Genomic DNA, 17,343 nt, shown 5'->3' with positions numbered 1-17,343 from the left:
CATGGGTGGCGAGGGGGCAAGCCCGCTCCCACAGGGGCTCGCTGTGTTTGTCAGACCGGTTGCAACGGCATCGTCAGCTCAACCCGCAGCCCGTCCGCTCGACTGTCGAAACGCAGGGTGCAGCCGCAACGCTGGACGATGGCCTGGACAATCGCCAGGCCAAGGCCGCAACCGGTGCTGTGGCCGTTGCGCCAGAAGCGCTGGGTCAAGTGCTGCAGATCGTCTTCAGCGATGCCCGGCCCGTGATCACGCACCACGAACTGCACGCGATTGCCGGTGGTTTGCAGACTCAACTCCACCGGACCTCCATCGGGGGTATGGCGCAGGGCGTTATCCAGAAGGTTGCGCAACGCCGCGATCGACAGCACGGCAGGCATTTGCACCGGGGCATGGGAAAACCTGGCCGGCACTTCGAAGCGAATTCGCTCGCGATCACCGCCGGCCGCGTCCTGAATCGCCAGTTTCGCCACTTGCTCGGCGCTGCACTGCACGCCGTCATCGAACGACAGACTGCCTTCGACCCGCGCCAGCAACAGCAATTGCTCCAGGGTCCGGTGCAGGCGATCGGCGCCCTCTTCGGCCCGGGCCAGGGACTGATCCCGCGCGGCGCCGTCGGTCAAGCGCGCCACCTGCAGGTGGGTCTTGATCGCGGTCAAGGGGCTGCGCAACTCGTGGGCCGCATCGCCGGTCAGGCGGCGCTCGCGCTCGATGGTCTTGCCGATCCGCTGGAACAACTGATTCTGTGTATCCAGCAAGGGTTGCAGTTCGCTCGGCAACGGCTGGACCTGCAAGGGTTCCAGTGAATCGGCGCTGCGCCGCATCAAGGCATCGCGCATGCGGTTGAGCGGCGCGAGCCCCTGGCCGATACCCAGCCACAGCAAACACAGGCAACCGAGCAGCGCCACGCCCACCGGCACGGAAGCGGCCAGCAGGATCGACATGTTCAACGCCTCGCGCTCGATCTGCCGGTCGGCGGTGGTGATCCGCAGATCGCCACGGGCCAGGGTGAAACTGCGCCACGGCGCGCCATCGATTATCTGATCGTGGAAGCCCATTTTCTCCGCTTCCAGGGGCTGCCCCGGATCGCTGTGGCTACGGGCAAGAATTTCCCCGCGCAAGGAACTGACCTGACAGGCCATGCCACCGGGGATATTCAGTTGTTCGGCACTGAAATGGGTGCCCTCGCCCTTGCTTGGCACTGGCGGCAATTGCTCCATCAAGCCAGCCACCATGCGCGCCGAGGCCACCAGCCGCTGGTCGAGGGAAAACATCATCTGATTGCGCAAGTCGCTGAGCATCCAGGCCGCAGCCAGCGCCCAGATCAGCGCAAAAGCGGCGCCGAGCGTCAGGCTCAGGCGCAAACGCAAACTCATCACTTCTGTCGTTCTCCGCCATCAGCCGGCCCCAGGCGATAGCCCAGGCCACGCACGGTCTCGACGATGCCATTGCCGAGCTTGCGCCGCAGGTGATGGATATGGACGTTGAGGGCGTTGCTTTCCAGTTCGTCATTGAACCCGTAGACGCTGTCCTTGAGCTGTTCGGTCGACAATACGCGGCCGCGGTTGTGCAACAGGGCCTGCAACAGCGACTGTTCGCGACGCGACAGGTCCACCGGCTGGCCGGCAAGCAGGGTTTCGCGGGTGCTCGGGTCGTAGGTCAGTGCACCGTGTTCGATCAGGTTGACGCTGCGCCCCGCTACCCGGCGCAACAGGGTGTGCAGGCGTGCGGCCAGTTCGCGCAGGTCGAACGGTTTGAGCAGGTAGTCGTCAGCACCGGCCTGCAGGCCGTCGACGCGGTCGGTGACCGAGTCCCGGGCCGTGAGGATTAACACCGGCAATTCCAGACCGTTGTGACGCAGTTGCTGCAACAACTTCAGGCCGTCCTCGTCGGGCAAGCCGAGATCAAGCACCATCACGTCGAATTCGGCGACCTTGAGCATTGCCCGGGCGGCGGACGCCGTGGCCACATGCTCCACGGTCAAACCCTGGGCGGTCAGGCCGGCGACGATGCCGCTGGCGATCAACTCATCGTCTTCGCAAACCAGTACGTGCATGGAAAGCCTCGCAGAAATAAAGCGGATTAGGCCGCAGACCGATTAAGCGGACATTATGCCGCAAGCACCGCCGCCACAAGGCTGCCGGGGTTAATCATCGGTTAATCGCCACCGCCCATTGTGCAATGCACTTGCACAGAACCAAGGCTTATTCATGCGTCGACTGTTTTTATTTTTTGTTCTCTTGATCTCGGGTCTGGCCCAGGCGGGAACCAATCCGTTTGAGACCAAACCCGACTTTCTTCCGGTCGGCAAAGCTTTCACGTTCACCTCCGAACGTCTGGAGTCCGGTGAAACCCAGCTGTTCTGGCAAATTGCCGATGGCTACTACCTGTACCAAAAGCGCCTGAAATTTGATGGCTTGCCGACTGAACAGCATCCAGCACTGCCTGAAGGCGAAGCTCACAGCGACGAGTTTTTCGGTGAACAGCAGGTCTATCGCCAGGGCCTGGAACTGAAAATCCCTGCCGGTGCCAGCGGCCAGGTCAAGGTGGGGTTCCAGGGCTGTGCCGATGCCGGTTTGTGTTATCCGCCGCAAACGCAAGTTGTCGACCTGGGTGGCAAAGCTGCCAGCGTCGTGACAGACGAAGCCGCGGATCAAGCCTTGGCCAACGGCCTGCAACAGCGGGCACTCGGCTTAAGTCTTCTGGTGTTTTTCGGTCTGGGCCTGCTGCTGGCCTTTACCCCTTGTTCACTGCCGATGCTGCCGATCCTGGCCGGGCTGATCGTCGGCAGCGGCGCTTCGCCCAAGCGCGGTTTTGCCCTGGCCAGCAGTTATGTCGTGAGTATGGCGCTGGTCTATGCCGCAATGGGCGTGCTGGCAGCGCTGCTCGGTGCGAACCTGCAGGCGTTGTTACAGAACCCGTGGCTGCTCGGCAGCTTCGCCGCGATTTTCGTCCTGCTGGCTTTGCCGATGTTCGGTTTCTTTGAACTGCAACTGCCGGTGGCCGTGCGCGACCGCCTGGAGAACGTCTCGCGCAATCAGCGTGGCGGCAGTCTGGTTGGCGCCGGTGTGCTGGGCGCCTTGTCCGGGCTGCTGGTCGGTCCGTGCATGACCGCGCCGCTGGCCGGCGCCCTGCTCTACATCGCACAAAGCGGTAACGCGTTGCATGGCGGCTTGATCCTGTTTGCCATGGGCATCGGCATCGGTGTGCCACTGTTGTTGCTGGTGACCGTCGGTAATCGCTTCCTGCCCAAACCTGGCGCCTGGATGAACCTGCTCAAGGGCATCTTCGGCTTCCTGTTCCTCGCCACCGCGTTGCTGATGCTGCGCCCGGTGCTGGATGAATCGCTGTGGGTCGGCTTGTGTGGAGCGTTGTTGTTGATCGCCGCGTACAGTGCCTGGAAGCAGTCGGAAGGTTTTGGCCGTGTCGCTCATCTGTTCGGCGCCAGTTCGCTGCTGCTCGGGTTGTGGGGCAGTCTATTGATGATCGGTGCGGCGGGTGGTGCGGATGACCTGTTCAAGCCGTTGCAGGTCTACAACACTGCCAATGTCCGCGGGGCCAGCAGTCCGGTCGGCCACGACGTCTTCACCACCATCAAGGACCCAGCCGCGCTGCAACGGGAACTCGACGCGGCGCAGGCTCAGGGCCAGTGGGTGCTGCTGGATTACTATGCGGACTGGTGCGTGTCGTGCAAGGTCATGGAGAAACAGGTGTTCGGCAAAGCGGATGTGCTCGAAGCCCTCAGCGACGTGCGCTTGCTCCGCCTGGACGTCACCGCCGACAATGCCGCCAGCCGAGAATTGCTCGGCCGCTATAAAGTGCCAGGGCCGCCGAGCCTGCTGTGGATCGGTGCCGATGGCAACGAACGTCGCAGCCAGCGCATCACTGGCGAGGTCGATGCCACCACCTTCCTGCAACGCTGGACCACCACCCGAGACGCCCGTTAATGCTGACATTCACCCTCGGCACCTTTGCCATCGCGCTCAACCACCTGCTGCTGATCAGTGCATTGGCGCTGGCGACATTCATCGGCTGGCGGGTGGCCAAGCGCGGTGGCGAGAACCCCGAGTCGGCGCTGTTCAGTCTGTTCCTGATCGGCATGCTCGCGTCGCGAATCGGTTTCGTCGCCGTTTACTGGATGCATTATCGCAATGACCCCTGGCAGATCATCGACCTGCGTGACGGCGGTTTCCTTGCCTGGCCAGGGGTGATCGCGCTGGTGCTTGCCACGCTGTACCGCGCCTGGCGTCGGCCGGGCCTGCGCCGTCCGTTAGGCTTCGGCGTGGCAAGTGGCCTGGCCTTCTGGTTGCTGGCGACCTTCTCCTTGAGTCTCTACGAACAAGGCACGCGCCTGCCGGAGATCACCCTGCGCAACGCCGCCGGGGAAACCGTGCAACTGGCCGACTACAAGGGCGGCCCGCTGGTCATCAATCTCTGGGCCACCTGGTGCCCGCCGTGTCGCCGGGAAATGCCGGTGCTCGAAAGCGCCCAGCAACAGCGCCCGGACCTGACCTTCCTGTTCGTCAATCAGGCCGAAAGCATGCAAAGCGTCAGCACCTTTCTGGAAACCCAGGGCCTGAGCCTGTCCAACGTACTGTTCGACGGCAGCGGCCGCCTGGGCCAGGCCGTTGGCTCCATGGCGTTGCCGACTACGCTGTTCTATAGCCCGGATGGTCGCCTGCTGGGCAGCCATCTGGGCGAGTTGTCGCAAGCCAGCCTGGCTCGCGCACTGGAAAACTTCGATACCGCTCCTGCCACTTCTTCAAGGAAACTGCCATGCCCCGCCTCCGCCACCTGCTGACCCTGAGCCTGGGTGTCGCCCTGCTGCACCTGCCATCGGTGCAGGCCGAAGAGCTGCCCGAGGCGATCAAGAAGATCGAAGCCAAGGGCGCCAAAATCGTCGGCCAGTTCGACGCCCCCGACGGCCTGCGCGGTTATGCGGCGCAATACCAGAACCGCGGTATGGCGCTGTACCTGACGCCGGATGGCAAGCACGTGTTGCTGGGCAATCTGTACGACGCCCAGGGCAACGACCTGAGCAGCGCGCCGTTGCAGAAACTGGTCTACGGGCCAATGTCCAAGGAAGTCTGGGCCAAGTTCGAGGCCAGCAGCTGGATCGGCGACGGCGACAAGAATGCCCCGCGCATCGTCTACCTGTTCAGCGATCCGAACTGCCCTTACTGCAACATGTTCTGGGAACAGGCGCGGCCATGGGTCAAGGCTGGCAAGGTGCAACTGCGCCACATCATGGTCGGTATCATTCGTGAAGACAGTCCGGGCAAGTCCGCCGCCCTGCTCGCCGCCAAGGATCCGCAAAAAGCCCTGGCGGACCACGAAGCCGCCGGCAAGGGCAGTTCGCTCAAGGCGTTGAAGGATGTGCCACCGGCGATTCAGGCCAAACTGGCGGCGAACATGCAATTGATGGAAGACCTGGAGCTGCAAGCCACCCCGGCGATCTTCTATATGGATGACAAGGGTGAACTGCAACAGCAGCAAGGGGCGCCGTCGCCGGACACACTGGCGAAGATTCTCGGGCCCAAGTGACCTCACCGCCCCATCGCGAGCAGGTAACCGTATTTTCCTGCTCGCGATGGGGCCATTGCAGCCTACTGGTGTCTCTCGGCCAAAAACCCGAGCAACGTCTCGGTGACAAACGCCGGATTTTCCAGATTTGAAATATGCCCCGCCTCCGGCACCAACACATGGGGGCAACCGATCATCTCGGCCATTTCCCGCGCTTCGCTCGGTGGGCGTGGCTTGTCCTGATCGCCACAGATCACCAGCGTCGTCGCTGCGTCCAATTCGCCCAGGCGCGGCAACAGACCCTCGCGGCCAAAGGTAATCCGCCCCATCGGTACGATGCTTTCGCGCAGGCGTTCAGGCGGCAGCGCGGCGAGACTGGCGCGAAAGTCCTGGTACATCGCCGATTGCGGATCGATGCCCGGACGGAAAAAGATCGGCACCACGATGTCGAGCAGTTGCGGCGAAATCACGCCGGTTTCTTCAATCATTTTCAGCAGTGAAAAATAGTACTGGCGGGTGGGTTCCGGCTCGACGCCCAAAAAAGTGTCCATCAGCACCAGACCGTTCAAGCGTTTCGGCACCGACAACGCCAGCCGCGCGCCCCACATGCCCCCCACCGAAAGGCCCACCAGGGTGACGCGTTCTATTTCCAGATGATCGAGCAACGCCAGTGCCTGACGGGCGATATCGTCCAGCGAGCCGGTGCCATCCGGAATCCGCCCGGATTCACCATGGCCCCACAGGTCCAGCGCAATCACCCGATACTGTTGCGACAACGCGGCAATCTGCGGCGCCCACATGCTCTTGTCCCACAGGTAACTGCCGGCCAACAGCACCGCCGGGCCAGTGCCTTGATCGATAAAGTGAAGGGGTTGTCCGTCGATGGTTACGAAGGGCATTGACTGTCTCCGCTGGAAAAATGGAGCCGGAAGGCTGAGCTGCCGAGGACTGGCAGTCAATCGCGAGAATGTACTCGTTTGTACAGTGCATGATCTGCCGCCATTGCTGGCAAGCCAGTCCACAGGGTGATCTCCTGTGAACCCAATGTTTGTGAACACTAAGGATCGATGTGGGAGATACGCCGTATCGGAGCGGGAAATCCAAGTGAGGTCAGTCAATTCGCCAGCTGTGGTGTCGGGACCGGCAAGACCGCAATTTTGTACGGATCGAAAATCTTCAGCATCTGGCCGTTATCCCGCAGCCCTTGTAGCAACCTGCCGAATGCTTCGCCGCTGATGGGCGCGGTCGGTCGCAGGATCGCGTAATGGTGATAGACCTGATCGACGCGCTCGGACACCAGAAACTGATCGGCCACCTTGTCGTTGCGCAAAAAATAGTCGCTGAGATAAGAACGCGTGACCAGGGCAATGTCAGCCCGCCCGCGCAGCACCATCAGCAAGTTGCTGTCATGGGAATAGGTCAGGGTGGCGTTGTAGTTCTGCGCGAGGAATTTGGGATCGGCATTGAAGCCGGCAAATTCGTAGTGATAGCCGCTGAACAGCGCCAGACGCTTGCCCGTCAGATCGGCGAAGTAGTTTTGCTGGCGCGCTGGCTGACCTTCGCGCTGGCGTTGCGCGACAAAAATCTCCGCGTCTTCCAGGCCCATGTCGACGCTGGTGTGGGGAATGTCCCTCCAGCCCCAGTCGGGGTTTTCGAAGATCGCCATATCGACCCGGCCCTGCTTGAAATCACCAAAACGCCGGGGGATGGAGGTGGGCACCAGGACGAACTGATAGTCGTTTTGCAGGGCGTTGAGTGCCTCGACCAATTGCGGCAGCAAACCGGTGTCGGCTCCGGACTCGGGGCGCACGGTGTAGGGCGGAAAGTGCGCGGCGCCAATGCGCACCAGTTGTGCAGCCTGGGTCGGCAGCACCCATGACGCCAGAAGCGCCGTGAGCAAAAGCCGCGAAGCCGTCCGAATTGGCGAAGACATCAAAACAACCCACTCCCCAAAAATACCGAACCAATGCATTCAAGCTAGGCGGTTTCGCTCAGTTAGCCAGTTTCCTGCCGACCAGCACAATCTAATTATTTTTCCTCCAGCACCAGAGTCAGCGCCTCGTCGGCCAATTGATCAAGGCTCATGCTGCCATCGGCGCGAAACCAGGTGGTGGTCCAGGACAGCGCCCCGGTGAGAAAGCGTCGCGTGACAAACACATCACCGCGAATGAGACCGGCACTCTTGGCTTCGCCCAGTACCTGCAACCAGATATCTTCGTAAATATCGCGCAACGCCAGGACCCTCGCCTGGCCGTCCTCGGACAGCGAGCGCCATTCGTAGACCAGCACCGCCATGGCCTCGCCGCTGCCACCCATGATCGACTGCAATTCGCAACGGATCAGCGCCAGCACCCGCTCGCGCACGTTGCCGGCATCGGCAATGGCCGCACGCATCAACGCGGTGTTGTAGACAATGGTCTCCTCCATCACGGCCCGCAGGATCTCGTCCTTGCTTTTGAAGTGATGAAAAATGCTCCCCGACTGAATGCCCACGGCACCGGCCAGATCGCGCACGGTGGTGCGTTCGTAGCCTTTGTTGCGAAACAGGTGAGCCGCCACTTGCAGGAGCTTGCCGCGGGCACTGTCCGGATCGGTCAATTGGCCGTTTTCGACCAGTTCGCGCATGACCCTCAGGGCTTTTTGCTCGTCCACCCGTTTTCTCCTACAGTCGAGATCACCGCTAAAACAGCGGGTTTGCGCGGGCAATTTAAGCTGCTGCCCACGACCAAGCAAGCGCTCGGGCAGAAGTTATTTTAGCCGTTTACAAACCAAGCGCTTGCTTGGTAGTCTCGAAACACTTCTGTCGGAGGTGGTTATGGAGTTGACTGCGCCAAAAACGATCCGCATCGGTTGTGCCAGCGCCTTCTGGGGCGACACCTCGACCGCCGCCGCGCAACTGGTGGAAGGCGGGCGCCTGGACTATCTGGTGTTCGACTACCTGGCGGAAATCACCCTGTCGATCATGGCTGGCGCACGGATGAAAGATCCCCAGGCTGGCTATGCCAGCGACTTCATCGAAGTGCTCAGTCCGTTACTCAGCCAACTGTGCGATCAAAAAATCCGTGTCATCAGCAATGCCGGCGGGGTCAACCCGCAGGCCTGCGCCGCCGCGCTGCGAGCGGCGTGCGACAAGGCTGGCGTCGCACTGAAGATCGCTGTCCTGCTGGGCGATGACCTGCAACCGCAATTCAAACAGCTGAGCACTCGTGGCCTCCACGAGATGTTCAGCGGCGCGCCCCTGCCGCCCCTGTGTGTCTCGACCAACGCCTACCTTGGCGCACCGGGCATTGTCGAAGCCCTGCGCCTGGGGGCGGACATCGTGATCACCGGGCGCGTGGTCGACAGCGCGGTGGTCAGCGCCGCCCTGGTGCATGAGTTCGGCTGGTCGTGGCATGACTACGACAAACTGGCCCAGGCGGCCCTCGCCGGCCACATCATCGAATGCGGCGCCCAGTGCACCGGCGGCAACTTTACCGATTGGCGCGACGTGCCCGATTACGAACACATCGGATTTCCCATCGTCGAAGTCAGCGCCGACAGCCAGTTCATCGTCAGCAAACCCGAGGGCTCCGGCGGGCTGGTCACCCCGCTGACGGTGGGCGAGCAAATGCTGTATGAAATCGGCGACCCACGGGCCTATCTGCTGCCCGACGTGGTCTGCGATTTCACCCGGGTCAAACTGCTGCAACAAGGCAAAAACGCGGTGCAGGTGCACGGCGCGAAGGGATTGCCGCCGACCGATCAGTACAAGGTCAGCGCCACTTACCCGGATGGTTTTCGCTGCACCGCCAGCTGCCTGATCGCCGGCATCGATGCAGTCGACAAGGCTCGGCGGGTCAGCGAAGCGATCATCAACAAGACCTCGGAAATCTTCAGCCAGCGCGGCTGGGCGCCCTATAGCGAGGTCAACGTCGAACTGCTCGGCAGCGAAGCCACTTACGGCCCCCACGGCCAGCGCCGCGACAGCCGCGAAGTGGTGATCAAACTCGCCGTGCGCCACCCGAATAAACAGGCATTGATCGTGTTTTCCCGGGAAATAGCCCAGGCCGCCACCGGCATGGCACCGGGGCTGACCGGGATTGTCGGCGGCCGGCCCACCGTGTATCCGCTGATCCGCCTGTTCTCGTTCCTGATCGACAAAACCGCCTGCACGCTGGAAATCGATCTCATGGGCCAGCGCCATCCATGCCCCCTGCCCGCCGTCGATGTACTCGACAGCGCCGACTTGCCGGAGCCGTTCGAGCCACCCAAACCTGCGGGCATGGCCGACGCCAGCGTGGCCCTGGTCAAACTGGCAGTGGCCCGTTCCGGCGACAAGGGTAACCACAGCAACATCGGCGTGATGGCCCGCGATCCCGAGTACCTGCCCTGGATCGCCGAAGCCTTGACGCCGGCGGTGCTCGTCGACTGGATGAGCCATGTGCTGGACCCGATCCACGGCCGTGTCGAGCGCTGGTATCTACCCGCTACCCACAGCCTGAACTTCCTCCTGGAAAACGCCCTCGGGGGCGGCGGTGTCGCCAGCCTGCGGATCGACCCGCAAGGCAAGGCGTTCGCCCAGCAACTGCTGGAAATCCAGATTCCGGTGCCGCAGCGCATCGCCGACCAGGTCAATTAGAGGGCTGCCACCATGGCCTACGATTCGATTTTCAAAGCCGATTTGTTTGCAGGCAAAACCATCATCGTCACCGGTGGTGGCAGTGGCATTGGCCGCTGCACCGCCCACGAACTGGCAGCCCTTGGCGCGCACGTGCTGCTGGTCGGACGCAAGGCTGACAAATTGAAAGCCGTTGCTGCCGAGATTGCCGAAGACGGTGGTAAGGCCGACTGGAGCACCTGCGATATTCGCGAGGAAGACGCGGTGACGCACCTGGTTGGCGAACTGATCCGCAAGCACGGCCCGATCCATGGCCTGGTCAACAATGCCGGTGGGCAATACCCGTCGCCATTGGCGTCGATCAATCAGAAGGGTTTCGAAACGGTGATGCGCACCAATCTGGTCGGCGGTTTCCTGATGGCCCGGGAAGTGTTCAACCAGTCCATGAGCAAGCACGGCGGCGCCATCGTCAACATGCTCGCCGACATGTGGGGCGGCATGCCGGGCATGGGCCACTCGGGCGCGGCACGCTCGGGCATGGATAACCTGACCAAGACCGCTGCGTTCGAATGGGGTTATGCCGGCGTGCGGGTCAACGCCGTGGCGCCGGGCTGGATCGCGTCCAGTGGCATGGACACCTACGAAGGTGCGTTCAAGGCGGTGATCCCGACCTTGCGCGAACACGTGCCGCTCAAGCGGATCGGTACCGAGTCGGAAGTCAGCGCGGCCATCGTTTTCCTGCTCAGCCCGGCGGCGGCGTTCATCAGTGGCAGCACCTTGCGCATCGATGGCGCCGCCAGCCTCGGCGGCCGCGCGTGGCCGATTCACAAGGCGACCAACAGCGAGTCGTACAACGGCTTTCACCGTGCGTACCTTCCTGACGTGCTCAAGGATAAGGAATAACCCATGCCGGAGATTCAGTCGCAACTCGATCCCCACGGCGAACAGTTCGCCCGTAATCGCGCGGCCATGCTGGCGGGTATCGAGCAGATCCGCGAACTCGAACAGAACCTGTTGAACAAGGCAAACGAGGCCAAGCCCAAATTCGACAAGCGCGGACAATTGCTGCCCCGCGAACGCCTCAATCTGCTGCTGGACCCCGGCGCGCCGTTCCTCGAACTGGCGAGTCTGGCCGGTTACAAACTACACGATGACAAGGACGGCAGCTCGGCCGGTGGCGGCCTGATCGCCGGCATCGGCTACGTGTCCGGCGTGCGCACCCTGGTGGTGGCGAACAACAGCGCGATCAAGGGCGGGACCATTTCCCCCAGCGGTTTGAAAAAATCCCTGCGCCTGCAACAGATCGCCATGGAAAACAAACTGCCGGTGATCACCCTCGCCGAAAGCGGGGGCGCCAACCTCAACTACGCAGCAGAGATTTTCGTCGAAGGCGCGCGCAGCTTTGCCAATCAGGCGCGGATGTCGGCCTTGGGCCTGCCGCAGATCACCGTGGTGCACGGTTCGGCCACGGCGGGCGGTGCTTATCAACCGGGATTGTCGGATTACGTGGTGGTGGTGCGCGGCAAGGCCAAGCTGTTTCTTGCCGGCCCGCCGCTGCTCAAGGCGGCGACCGGTGAAGTGGCGACCGATGAAGCGCTGGGCGGCGCCGAGATGCACGCGCAAGTGGCCGGCACCGCTGAATACCTGGCGGAAAACGATGCCGACGCGGTGCGTCAGGTGCGCGAAATCGTCAGCCTCTTGCCGTGGAACGACCGGTTGCCTGTGCTACCGGAACGTCACTGGGAAGAGCCGCTCTACCCCATCGATGAACTGCTCGGCCTGATCCCGGATGACCCGAAAAAACCCTACGACGTCCGCGAGATCATCGCGCGTATAGCCGACGGTTCGAACTTCCTCGAGTTCAAGGGCGAGTTCGACCAGCAGACCGTTTGCGGCCAACTGAAAATCCAGGGCCGCGCCTGTGGTTTCATCGGCAACAACGGCCCGATCACGCCCCAGGGTGCGAGCAAGGCGGCGCAGTTCATCCAGCTGTGCGACCAGAGCCAGACGCCACTGCTGTTTTTCCATAACACCACGGGGTTCATGGTCGGCACCGAATCGGAGCAGCAAGGCGTGATCAAGCATGGCGCCAAGATGATTCAAGCGGTGGCCAATGCCCGGGTGCCGAAACTGACGATCGTCGTCGGCGGTTCCTATGGTGCCGGCAACTACGCGATGTGCGGCCGTGGCCTCGACCCACGCTTTATCTTCGCCTGGCCCAATAGCCGCACGGCAGTGATGGGCGGCGCCCAGGCCGGCAAAGTGCTGCGTATCGTTACCGAGGCCAAACAGGCCAAGGACGGCCTGGTGCCCGATCCGAAAATGCTCGACATGCTGGAACAGGTCACTGCGCAGAAACTCGACAGTCAGTCCACGGCGCTCTATGGCAGCGCCAACCTGTGGGATGACGGCCTGATCGATCCACGCGATACCCGGACCTTGCTCGGTTATTTGCTGGATATCTGTCACGAGGCCGAGGTACGGCCGCTGCAGTCCAACAGTTTTGGTGTAGCCCGCTTCTAGGGCGATCAGGAGAACAACAAGAATGATCTTCACCCAGGAACACGAAGCCCTGCGCCGTACCGTCCGCCAATTCGTCGACAACGAAATCAATCCCCACGTCGAAGCTTGGGAAAAGGCCGGACGCTTTCCGATCCACGAAATCTTCCGCAAGGCTGGCGACCTTGGCCTGCTAGGGATTTCCAAACCGGAAAAATTCGGCGGCATGGGCCTGGACTACAGCTACTCGATCGTCGCCGCCGAAGAGTTCGGCACCATTCATTGCGGCGGTATTCCGATGTCCATCGGCGTGCAGACCGACATGTGCACTCCGGCCCTGGCGCGTTTCGGCTCCGATGAATTGCGCGACGAATTCCTCCGCCCGGCGATCAGCGGCGAGCAGGTCGGCTGCATCGGTGTATCCGAAGTCGGCGCCGGCTCCGACGTGGCCGGGTTGAAGACCACCGCGCGCAAGGACGGCGACGACTATGTGATCAACGGCAGCAAGATGTGGATCACCAATTCGCCGTGCGCCGATTTCATCTGTTTGCTGGCCAACACGTCGGACGACAAACCGCACATCAACAAATCGCTGATCATGGTGCCGATGAACACGCCGGGGATCAGTCTCAGCTCGCACCTGGACAAACTCGGCATGCGCAGCTCGGAAACCGCGCAGGTGTTTTTCGACAACGTGCGCGTGCCGCAACGCAACCGCATCGGCCACGAAGGCGCCGGGTTCATGATGCAGATGCTGCAGTTCCAGGAGGAACGCCTGTTCGGCGCGGCGAACATGATCAAGGGGCTGGAGTACTGCGTCGACAGCACGATCGAGTACTGCAAGGAGCGCAAGACCTTCGGCAGTGCATTGATCGACAACCAGGTCATTCACTTTCGCCTGGCCGAACTGCAAACCGAAATCGAATGCTTGCGAGCGCTGGTCTATCAGGCCACCGAGCAATACATCAAGGGGCATGACGTCACTCGCCTGGCGTCCATGGCCAAGCTCAAGGCCGGCCGGCTGGGCCGCGAAGTCAGCGACAGTTGCCTGCAATACTGGGGTGGCATGGGCTTCATGTGGGACAACCCGGTGGCCCGTGCCTATCGCGATGTGCGGCTGGTGTCGATCGGCGGCGGCGCCGACGAAATCATGCTGGGGATCATCTGCAAACTCATGGGTATCCTGCCGGGGAAAAAGAAATGAACACCTTGCCGGTTTGCCAGACCTTGCTGCTGGAGCCGCATAACGGCGTCCTGCACATCACCCTCAATCGCCCGGACAGCCGCAACGCCATGAGTTTGCAGATGGTCACTGAACTGCGCGCGGTGCTGGCGGCGGTGCACGATGACCGGACGACCCGCGCCCTGGTCATTGGCGGCGCCGGCGGGCATTTCTGCGCAGGCGGCGACATCAAGGACATGGCCAATGCCCGCGCCCGGGGTCCCGACGCTCACCGCGACTTGAACCGGTTGTTCGGTGCCCTTCTGCAAGAGGTGCAACAGGCGCCGCAAGTGGTGATCACGGTGCTGCAAGGCGCCGTGCTGGGCGGTGGTTTCGGTCTGGCCTGCGTCAGTGACATCGCCCTGGCCGATCATCAGGCGCAATTCGGCCTGCCGGAAACCAGCCTCGGTCTGCTGCCGGCGCAGATCGCGCCGTTCGTGGTCCAGCGCATCGGGTTGACTCAGGCCCGGCGACTGGCCCTGACGGCGGCTCGATTCGATGGGACCCAGGCACGGCGGGTGGGATTGGTGCACTTTGTCGAGCACGATCCGCAGGCGCTGGCCGAACGCCTCGAAGAGGTGTTGGCCCATGTGCTGTGTTGTGCGCCGGGAGCGAATGCGGCGACCAAAAAACTGTTGCTGGCGAGTGCCGCGCAGCCCTCGGATGAGCTGCTGAACGAAGCCGCGCAGTGGTTCAGCGAGGCGGTGACAGGGGCCGAAGGTATCGAGGGAACGATGGCCTTTGTGCAAAAGCGTAAACCGGGGTGGGCTTCTTGAAAGCATCGCTGGCAAGCCAGCTCCCACAGGTACTGCGAGGGTCATGAATTTGTGATCGACGCTAAACCTGGAGCAAGGCTTGCCCGCGATGAGGCCATCACATTCATCGCAAAAACAGGAAAACACCCCATGCCCGGACTCAACAAAATCCTCATCGCCAATCGCGGTGAAATCGCCTGCCGCATCCAGCGTACTGCCCAGGCTCTGGGCTACCGCACCGTCGCCGTGTTCAGCGATGCCGACGCCGATGCGCTGCACGTGCAGATGGCCGACGAAGCGGTGAACATCGGCCCGGCTGCGGTGCAACAGTCTTATCTGAACATTCCGGCAATCATTGAGGCCGCCCGGCGCACCGGCGCGGATGCGATCCATCCCGGCTACGGTTTTCTCTCGGAAAACGCCGGCTTCGCCCTCGCCTGCCAGCACGCTGGGATTACCTTCATCGGCCCCAGCCCCGAGGCGATTGAGTTGATGGGCAGCAAACGCCTGTCGAAGCTCGCCATGCTCGAGGCCGGTGTGCCGTGCATCAAAGGCTATCAAGGTGCCGAACAAGACGACGCAAGCCTGAGCCGCGAAGCCGAACGCATCGGCTATCCGCTGATGATCAAGGCCAGTGCGGGCGGTGGCGGACGCGGCATGCGCCTGGTACATAGCGCCAGCGACCTGCTGGAATCGATTCGCACCGCACGCTCCGAAGCGCTGCACGGTTTTGGCAGCGACGAACTGATCCTCGAACAGGCCTTGATCGAACCACGGCATGTCGAGGTTCAACTGTTCGGCGATCAGCACGGCAACCTGATCTACCTGGGCGAACGGGATTGTTCGATCCAGCGCCGCCATCAGAAGGTCATCGAGGAAGCCCCCTGCCCGGTCATGACCGCCGAGCTGCGCCAGGCCATGGGCGAAGCGGCGCTCAAGGCGGGGCGCGCGGTGAACTACGTCGGTGCCGGCACCGTGGAGTTTCTGCTGGATGCGCGTGGGCAGTTTTACTTTCTGGAAATGAACACGCGGCTGCAGGTGGAGCATCCGGTAACGGAGCTGATTACCGGGCTCGATCTGGTGGCCTGGCAACTGACTGTCGCCGAGGGGCAGCCATTGCCACTGCGTCAGGAGCAGGTGCAACTCAACGGCCATGCGATGGAAGTACGACTGTATGCCGAAGATCCGGCCCAGGGATTTCTGCCGCAAACCGGACACGTCGAGGCTTGGGAACCTGCAGTTCAACATGCCGTGCGGATCGACCACGGCCTGCTCGAAGGCCAACAGATCAGCCCTTTCTATGACCCGATGCTGGGCAAGATCATCGCCCATGGCAGCACCCGCGAAGAAGCCCGGCGCAAATTGCTGCGGGCGGTGAAGGACACGGTGCTACTGGGGGTGCAGAGCAATCAGCGCTTGCTCGCCAGCCTGCTGGATCATCAGCAATTCATCAGCGGCGAATTCAGCACCGGCTTCATTGCTGAGTATTTCGCTGACCACGCGAGCCTGCGCCCTCATGAGCCCAGCGCCGAAGAACTGGCAATTGCCGCCGCGCTGTTCTATCAGGCTTGCGCACAGTCTCATCGCGCCCCGCTGGCCGGTTGGCGCAACAACGCCAGTGTGCCGCTGCACTATCGTCTCGGGCTGGATGATCAGGCGTGGTCGGTGGAACTCAACGCGGTGCCGGGCGAGGCCTATCGAATCCAGATCGAGACCCGACATCTCGAACTGAAGATCATCGAGTGCGATGGGCGCTGGGCCACGCTGGAAATCGACGGTATTCGCAAACGCCATGCCTACTGTCTGGAGGCCCGGCAACTGTGCCTGTTCACCCGTCCAGGCAGTCTGAGCCTGACAGACCGGACCCAGGCGTTGGTCAGCAGCCAGGCCAGCGTCAGTTCCGGCACCCTCAAGGCACCGATGGATGGCGCGATTGTCGATGTCCTGGTCAGTGAAGGCAGCCTGGTGAGCAAAGGCCAATTGCTGGTGGTGCTGGAGGCCATGAAGATGGAGCATCCGCTCAAGTCGGGCATCGACGGCGTGCTCAAGCGCTTGCAGGTGCAAGTCGGCGATCAGGTGAAAAACCGGCAGATTCTGTTGGAGGTCGAATAAGCCGCTAGGCGGATCCGCCGGGTTTGGCTACGCTCAAGCCCTATCAGGACGCGGATACCAGGAACCCTTCGATGCCTCACTGGCTGGTCATTGATCTGGAAGCCACCACCGACGAGGGTGGCTGGCCCATCACGGAAATGGAAATCATCGAAATCGGTGCCACCCTGGTGGACCGCAAGGGCCGGGAACTGGATCACTTCCAGCGCTTCGTCAAGCCGACACGACGTCCATTACTGACGCCGTTTTGCCGGGAGCTGACCCACATAACTCAGGCCAACATCGATGCCGCGCAGCCTCTGGGCGAGGTCTGGGCATTCTTCGAGCGTTGGCTGGGTCAGCATCGCACACACCTTGAAGGCTGGGTCAGTTGGGGCGATTACGATCGCAAACAGCTGCTTCAGGAATGGCAGCGCCTGCAACTCGACAGCGTGTTGGCCAAGGTGCAACACATGAACCTCAAGCAGCGTTTTGCCAAGGCCCGGCGCCTGGAACGCCCGCTGGGGCTCAACGGCGCCCTGCAACTGGCGGGCTTGCAGTTCACCGGCCAGCAACACCGGGCGCTGGAAGATGCGCGCAATACCGCACGGCTCCTGCCACTGGTTCTTCCGCTTTAGAGAGGTGACTAGGCCTTGGGCCTT

The 17,343-nt window shown here is 62.1% G+C and carries 15 protein-coding genes; 10 read left to right on the top strand and 5 right to left on the bottom strand.

Annotated elements, in window-relative coordinates:
• Positions 1–50: 50 nt before the first annotated feature.
• The gene (locus tag ACGJAX_RS14835) at positions 51–1,376 is read right to left on the bottom strand and encodes an ATP-binding protein (RefSeq protein ID WP_390959674.1); all 1,326 of its coding nucleotides are present in this window, start codon (positions 1,374–1,376) and stop codon (positions 51–53) included.
• Complete coding sequence (locus ACGJAX_RS14830; protein ID WP_090318240.1) at positions 1,373–2,053, bottom strand: response regulator; 681 nt, start codon at positions 2,051–2,053, stop codon at positions 1,373–1,375. The genes ACGJAX_RS14835 and ACGJAX_RS14830 overlap by 4 nt, the downstream gene beginning before the upstream one ends.
• Positions 2,054–2,207: 154 nt before the next feature.
• On the opposite strand from ACGJAX_RS14830, the gene dsbD reads away from it, so the two are divergent.
• Genes dsbD through dsbG form a run of 3 tightly spaced genes read left to right on the top strand, consistent with a single transcriptional unit; the run spans position 2,208 to position 5,541 of the window.
• Complete coding sequence (gene dsbD, locus ACGJAX_RS14825; RefSeq protein WP_390959671.1) at positions 2,208–3,944, top strand: protein-disulfide reductase DsbD; 1,737 nt, start codon at positions 2,208–2,210, stop codon at positions 3,942–3,944.
• A complete protein-coding gene (locus tag ACGJAX_RS14820; protein WP_248916259.1) occupies positions 3,944–4,798 on the top strand; it encodes a TlpA disulfide reductase family protein in 855 nt (284 codons plus the stop codon). Before dsbD ends, ACGJAX_RS14820 begins: the two co-directional genes overlap by 1 nt.
• Positions 4,774–5,541, top strand: a complete 768-nt coding sequence (gene dsbG / locus ACGJAX_RS14815) for a thiol:disulfide interchange protein DsbG (protein ID WP_390959669.1) — start codon at positions 4,774–4,776, stop codon at positions 5,539–5,541. The genes ACGJAX_RS14820 and dsbG overlap by 25 nt, the downstream gene beginning before the upstream one ends.
• Before the next feature lie 62 nt (positions 5,542–5,603).
• Here dsbG and ACGJAX_RS14810 read toward each other — a convergent pair whose 3' ends face one another.
• The 3 genes from ACGJAX_RS14810 to ACGJAX_RS14800 form a co-directional block, all read right to left on the bottom strand.
• On the bottom strand, positions 5,604–6,419 hold the full coding sequence (locus ACGJAX_RS14810) for an alpha/beta fold hydrolase (RefSeq protein ID WP_390959667.1): 816 nt from the start codon (positions 6,417–6,419) through the stop codon (positions 5,604–5,606).
• 215 nt (positions 6,420–6,634) lie between these two features.
• Positions 6,635–7,453: an ABC transporter substrate-binding protein gene (locus tag ACGJAX_RS14805; protein ID WP_090318388.1), complete on the bottom strand. Its 819-nt coding sequence runs from the start codon at positions 7,451–7,453 to the stop codon at positions 6,635–6,637.
• Between the two features lie 95 nt (positions 7,454–7,548).
• Positions 7,549–8,172 carry a TetR/AcrR family transcriptional regulator gene (locus ACGJAX_RS14800; RefSeq protein ID WP_090318225.1) on the bottom strand — a complete coding sequence of 208 codons (624 nt, stop codon included), beginning with the start codon at positions 8,170–8,172 and terminating at the stop codon, positions 7,549–7,551.
• Positions 8,173–8,335: 163 nt separating this feature from the next.
• On the opposite strand from ACGJAX_RS14800, the gene ACGJAX_RS14795 reads away from it, so the two are divergent.
• From ACGJAX_RS14795 to ACGJAX_RS14765, 7 genes are all read left to right on the top strand, one after another.
• On the top strand, positions 8,336–10,138 hold the full coding sequence (locus tag ACGJAX_RS14795) for an acyclic terpene utilization AtuA family protein (protein WP_390959662.1): 1,803 nt from the start codon (positions 8,336–8,338) through the stop codon (positions 10,136–10,138).
• 12 nt (positions 10,139–10,150) lie between these two features.
• A complete protein-coding gene (locus tag ACGJAX_RS14790) occupies positions 10,151–11,020 on the top strand; it encodes an SDR family oxidoreductase (RefSeq protein WP_248916255.1) in 870 nt (289 codons plus the stop codon).
• 3 nt (positions 11,021–11,023) lie between these two features.
• Positions 11,024–12,640, top strand: coding sequence for a geranyl-CoA carboxylase subunit beta (gene atuC / locus ACGJAX_RS14785; RefSeq protein ID WP_390959660.1), 1,617 nt, complete (start codon positions 11,024–11,026; stop codon positions 12,638–12,640).
• 22 nt (positions 12,641–12,662) lie between these two features.
• The gene (gene atuD / locus ACGJAX_RS14780; RefSeq protein WP_090318212.1) at positions 12,663–13,820 is read left to right on the top strand and encodes a citronellyl-CoA dehydrogenase; all 1,158 of its coding nucleotides are present in this window, start codon (positions 12,663–12,665) and stop codon (positions 13,818–13,820) included.
• On the top strand, positions 13,817–14,614 hold the full coding sequence (locus ACGJAX_RS14775; RefSeq protein WP_390959658.1) for an enoyl-CoA hydratase-related protein: 798 nt from the start codon (positions 13,817–13,819) through the stop codon (positions 14,612–14,614). The genes atuD and ACGJAX_RS14775 overlap by 4 nt, the downstream gene beginning before the upstream one ends.
• A 129-nt stretch (positions 14,615–14,743) precedes the next feature.
• Complete coding sequence (locus tag ACGJAX_RS14770) at positions 14,744–16,705, top strand: acetyl-CoA carboxylase biotin carboxylase subunit (protein WP_390959656.1); 1,962 nt, start codon at positions 14,744–14,746, stop codon at positions 16,703–16,705.
• Positions 16,706–16,776: 71 nt separating this feature from the next.
• Complete coding sequence (locus ACGJAX_RS14765; RefSeq protein ID WP_390959654.1) at positions 16,777–17,319, top strand: exonuclease domain-containing protein; 543 nt, start codon at positions 16,777–16,779, stop codon at positions 17,317–17,319.
• Positions 17,320–17,343: the final 24 nt, after the last annotated feature.

Source organism: Pseudomonas moorei, assembly GCF_042846945.1.
Taxonomy (GTDB): Bacteria; Pseudomonadota; Gammaproteobacteria; order Pseudomonadales; family Pseudomonadaceae; genus Aquipseudomonas; species Aquipseudomonas moorei.
Note: the sequence above shows the minus strand (reverse complement) of the source record. Positions and strands in the feature narration are given on the sequence as shown.